General features: G+C 72.2%; 3 protein-coding genes, 1 rRNA gene and 2 pseudogenes. 2 read left to right on the plus strand and 4 right to left on the minus strand.

Annotated elements, in window-relative coordinates; all coding sequences use genetic code 11:
* Positions 1–67 (plus strand): 5S ribosomal RNA (gene rrf, locus ACWDR0_RS34610); the annotation flags it as partial.
* 131 nt (positions 68–198) lie between these two features.
* Here rrf and ACWDR0_RS34615 read toward each other — a convergent pair.
* The 4 genes and pseudogenes from ACWDR0_RS34615 to ACWDR0_RS34630 form a co-directional block, all read right to left on the minus strand.
* Positions 199–1509: a DUF58 domain-containing protein gene (locus ACWDR0_RS34615; RefSeq protein ID WP_456355809.1), complete on the minus strand. Its 1311-nt coding sequence runs from the start codon at positions 1507–1509 to the stop codon at positions 199–201.
* An 11-nt stretch (positions 1510–1520) separates the two neighbouring features.
* On the minus strand, positions 1521–2504 hold the full coding sequence (locus tag ACWDR0_RS34620; RefSeq protein ID WP_456355810.1) for an AAA family ATPase: 984 nt from the start codon (positions 2502–2504) through the stop codon (positions 1521–1523).
* Entirely contained in the window at positions 2501–3679 is a 1179-nt protein-coding gene (locus tag ACWDR0_RS34625; protein WP_456355811.1) for a DUF4350 domain-containing protein, read from the minus strand. Before ACWDR0_RS34625 ends, ACWDR0_RS34620 begins: the two co-directional genes overlap by 4 nt.
* Positions 3676–4143 (minus strand): annotated as a pseudogene (locus ACWDR0_RS34630) (DUF4129 domain-containing protein); the annotation flags it as partial. The pseudogene ACWDR0_RS34630 and the gene ACWDR0_RS34625, both read right to left, overlap by 4 nt.
* A gap of 1 nt (position 4144) precedes the next feature.
* Between ACWDR0_RS34630 and ACWDR0_RS34635 the strand changes: the two are divergent.
* Positions 4145–4237, plus strand: a pseudogene (locus ACWDR0_RS34635) (histidine kinase dimerization/phosphoacceptor domain-containing protein); the annotation flags it as partial.

Consider the following 4237-nt stretch of genomic DNA (forward strand, 5'->3'; position numbering starts at 1 on the left):
AGCTAAGCCTTTCAGCGCCGATGGTACTGCAGGGGGGACCCTGTGGGAGAGTAGGACGCCGCCGAACAACTTTTCCGGGAAGGCCCCGCACATTGTGCGGGGCCTTTCTGCATTTCCGGACGATTCCGGGGAGGGATGAGCCGGGGCGGAGCGACGGTACTTCGTACCCCCGCTCCGCCTGTTCCCATACGGGACCCTTCAGAGGCGGCCTGCGGCCTTCAGTGCGAGATAGGCGTCCGCCAGGGCCGGGGCGAGGGAATCCGGGGGTGCGTCCACCACGGTGACTCCGTGCCGCTGGAGCCGTTCCGCCGTACGGAGACGCTGCGCTTGGGCCTGGGCGCCCGCCGCTGCCTGATAGACCGCCTCGGCACTGCCGCGGGCCTTCGTCATCTCCGCCACGCGGGGATCGGAGACCGATGCCAGCAGCACGGTGTGCCTCCGGGTGAGCCCGGGGAGGACCGGGAGCAGCCCCTCCTCGACGGGAGCGGCGTCAAGGCCGGTCAGCAGGACGATAAGGGAACGGCGGGGTGCGCTCCGCAGGGCCGCTGCACTCAGTCCACGGGCATCCGTCTCGACCAGCTCGGGCTCCAGGCCGGCCAGCGCGTCGACGACGGACGGGAGCAGATCGTTCGCCGAGCGGCCCCGGACCTGGGCACGGATACGACGGTCGTAGGCCAGCAGGTCGACCCGGTCACCGGCGCGTGAGGCCAGTGCCGTGAGCAGCAGGGCCGCGTCCATCGCGGCATCGAGGCGGGGCACGTCGCCGACCCGGCCGGCCGAGGTGCGGCCGGTGTCGAGAACGATGAGGATATGGCGGTCCCGTTCCGGTCGCCAGGTCCGGACGGCCACGGAGGACTGCCTGGCCGTGGCCCGCCAGTCGATGGAACGGGTGTCGTCGCCCGGAATGTAGTCGCGCAGGCTGTCGAACTCGGTGCCGTTTCCCCGGATGAGGACGCTGGTGCGGCCGTCGAGCTGCCGGAGCTTCGAGAGCCGTGAGGGCAGATGCTTGCGGCTGTGGAAGGGCGGCAGCACGCGTACCGTCCACGGGACGCGGTGGCTGCCCTGGCGCGCGGCCAGGCCCAGAGGGCCGTAGGAGCGGACGGTGACACGATCCGCCTGCCGGTCGCCGCGACGGGTCGGAGTCAGAGTCGTGGTGACCCGGCGGCGTTCTCCGGGCGGGATCGAAACGGAGTGCCGTGATGCCGCCTGCTCGGCGCCCGTCCGCCAGCTGCTGGGCGGCCAGGCGTCACGCAGCTCGCCGCGGAGCGGGCGCCGGGAAGGGTTTTCGACGGTGAGCCCGACCTCTGCCCGCTCGCCGAGTCGAACTGATGTATCACCGGTTCGGGTGAATCGGAGCGATCGCACTGGCGCGGCGAGTGCGTAGTCGCACAGAATTGCGAGAGACAGGGGGGCGTTGACGGCCAGCATTCCCGTCCAGCTCGGTGCGAGCACACCGACGGGGATGGCGCCGAGAGCGGCCAGGAGTGCGGTTCTTCCGGTGAGGGCCATGGGCTCGGGTCTCAGCGGGGGACGGGGACATGGCTCAGGATCGCGGTGATGACGGAGTCGGGAGTGACTCCCTCCATCTCCGCCTCGGGCCGGAGCTGAATGCGGTGGCGCAGGGTCGGCAGGGCCAGGGCCTTCACATCATCGGGGATGACATAGTCCCGGCCGGTCAGCCAGGCCCAGGCGCGCGCGGTTGAGAGCAGCGCCGTGGCCCCTCGAGGGGAGACCCCGAGGGCGAGTGAGGGGGATTCACGCGTGGCACGACAGATATCGACGACATAGCCGGTTATCTCGGGGGAGACCGAGGTCTCGGCGACGGCGGCCCGGGCCGCCTCCAGTTCGGCGGGACCGGCCACGGGCCGGACGCCCGCTGCCCGGAGGTCGCGGGGGTTGAAGCCTTCCGCATGGCGGGTGAGGACATCGATCTCGTCCTGGCGTGAAGGCAGCGGAACCGTCAGTTTCAGCAGGAAGCGGTCCAGCTGTGCCTCGGGCAGGGGATAGGTGCCCTCGTACTCGACAGGGTTCTGGGTGGCCGCGACCAGGAACGGGTCGGGCAGAGGCCGGGGCGTGCCGTCGACGGTGACCTGGCGTTCCTCCATGGCCTCGAGAAGGGCGGACTGCGTCTTGGGCGGCGTGCGGTTGATCTCGTCGGCCAGCAGGAGATGGGTGAAGACGGGACCCGGCTGGAAGGAGAACTCGGCCGTACGCGCGTCGTAGACCAGCGAGCCGGTGATGTCGCCGGGCATCAGATCGGGGGTGAACTGAACCCGCTTGGTCTCCAGCCTGAGTGCGGCGGCGAGGGCGCGGACCAGGAGGGTCTTCGCGACACCGGGGACCCCTTCCAGCAGAACGTGTCCCCGGCAGAGCAGCGCGACGACAAGCCCCGTGACGGCGGGGTCCTGGCCGACCACGGCCTTGGCGATCTCGGTGCGGAGCGCTTCGAGAGAGGCTCGGGCGCCGTCCGAGGTCGTGACGGTCTCGGGGGTGGGGGCGCTCATGAGGCGCGTACCTCTCTTTCGAGGGCGTCGAGGTGGTCTGCCAGGCGGACGAGCGCCGCTTCGTCGGCGGGTGCCGGGCCGAACAGCAGAAGGGTGAAATCGAGTTCAGCGGGCCCCAGCCGGGCGGAGACGGCGGGAAGCAGGACGTCGGGACGGTGGGCGGCGGACCGCGGCACACCGAGAAGGGGGGCGATACGGGCACGGGTAGCGGCCCGCAGGGCGGCTGCCGCGTGGTCACGGGCCTTGGCCCGGTGGTAGAGGCGGGCGCGGCCCTCGGTGGTCTCGGAGGCGCGGACGGCGACCGGTAGCCGCTCGGGAACGAGCCGTCCGAACCGTCTGCCGCGCCAGAGGGCGGCCACGGCCGCCGCGACGAAGAGCTGGAGAGCGCCCCAGAGCCAGTTAGACGGGATCAGTTCGACGAAGCTCTTGTCGCCCGCGTCCGGGGCGGCGGAACCATCGCTGACGGAGGGGAGGTACCAGACCAGATGGGGTCGGGAGCCGAGGAGTTGCAGAGCGAGAGAGGCGTTGCCGTTCGCGGCCAGGCGCTCGTTGTGGAGGATGCGGGAGGAGCCGAGGAGAACGGTGTCGCCGTCACCGGTGTCCGTCCGGACCAGGGTGGGCAGGCCGCCGACCGGGTAGCAGGTGTCCGCCGTCGTCGGGTCGGCGATGTACTGCCGGCCGCCGAGATCGGCGCTGCCCGCTTTCCGCGCCGCGGGAAGCGAGCAGGCGGGGGCGGTGTTCCCGGCCGCTTCCGTTCCGGGGGAGCGGGTGCCGGGGGCGAGGACGGACAGGGAGGCCGGGCCGGGGGCGACGAGGACCGTACGGCCTGCCGAGGTCTCCGTCGCGGCCCGCAGCAAACGCTGTTGCGCCGGCGTCAGAAGATCGGGGTTGATGACGAGAAGAGTGGTGTCCGAGCCGGTTGCCGCGGTTGCCTCGGCGAGGGTGGTGACCACGCGGGTCCGGACTCCCCGGTCGTCCAGGAGTTCGGCGACGGCCCGGCTGCCGAGGCGGTCGGCGGAGCGGGGGTCGAGGGCACCGTGCCGGTCGCCGGAGCGCAGGGCCGCGATCGCGGTGCCCGCGACGACCACGAGGAGCAGCGCGAACAGCAGCCACCTGGCCCGGCGCCATATCTGACGGCCTGTCGGAGAGAGGCTGGTGCCGGTGGCCGTGGTCATGCGCCGCCTCCCGGTGCGGCGTCGGCCGGCCGGGGCCGGGCGCGTTCCAGGTCCAGGTCGAGGTCGCGCAGGCGCTGGTACGTCCGGTGGTCCGCGGTGCGGCCGCCGTATGTGATGTCGTCGAAGTCCCGGGCCGCGGAGCGCAGGGCGGTGGAGTGGGCGGGCAGTGAGCGGCTTCCTTCGGCGGCGGCCTCGTCGACGGTGCGGCCGGGGCGCGGTTCGAGGAGCGCGCGTTCCTCCAGGGCGCGGACCACGGCCCGCATCCGTTCCTGGACGGCTTCGTTCCACCGGCGGGCGGCGGCATGGGCTTCGGCGGTGGTGCGGTGCTCGGCCGCGCTGCGGGGGGAGTCGTCGAAGAGGGGTGCCGCGGCGGCGACGGGGCGGTGGGGAGCGCCCAGACGCCAGACCAGCGCGCCGAGCAGCGCGGCCAGGATCAGGACGACGGCCACGAGGCCGATGATGCCCGAGCGGGCCCGGATCGCCCGGGAACTGCACGATGTCGTCGCGCACAACGTCTCCGTGATGGTGGTCCAGGCCGACGGCGCCGCCTATGTCCTG

Source organism: Streptomyces sp. NPDC003691, assembly GCF_053981115.1.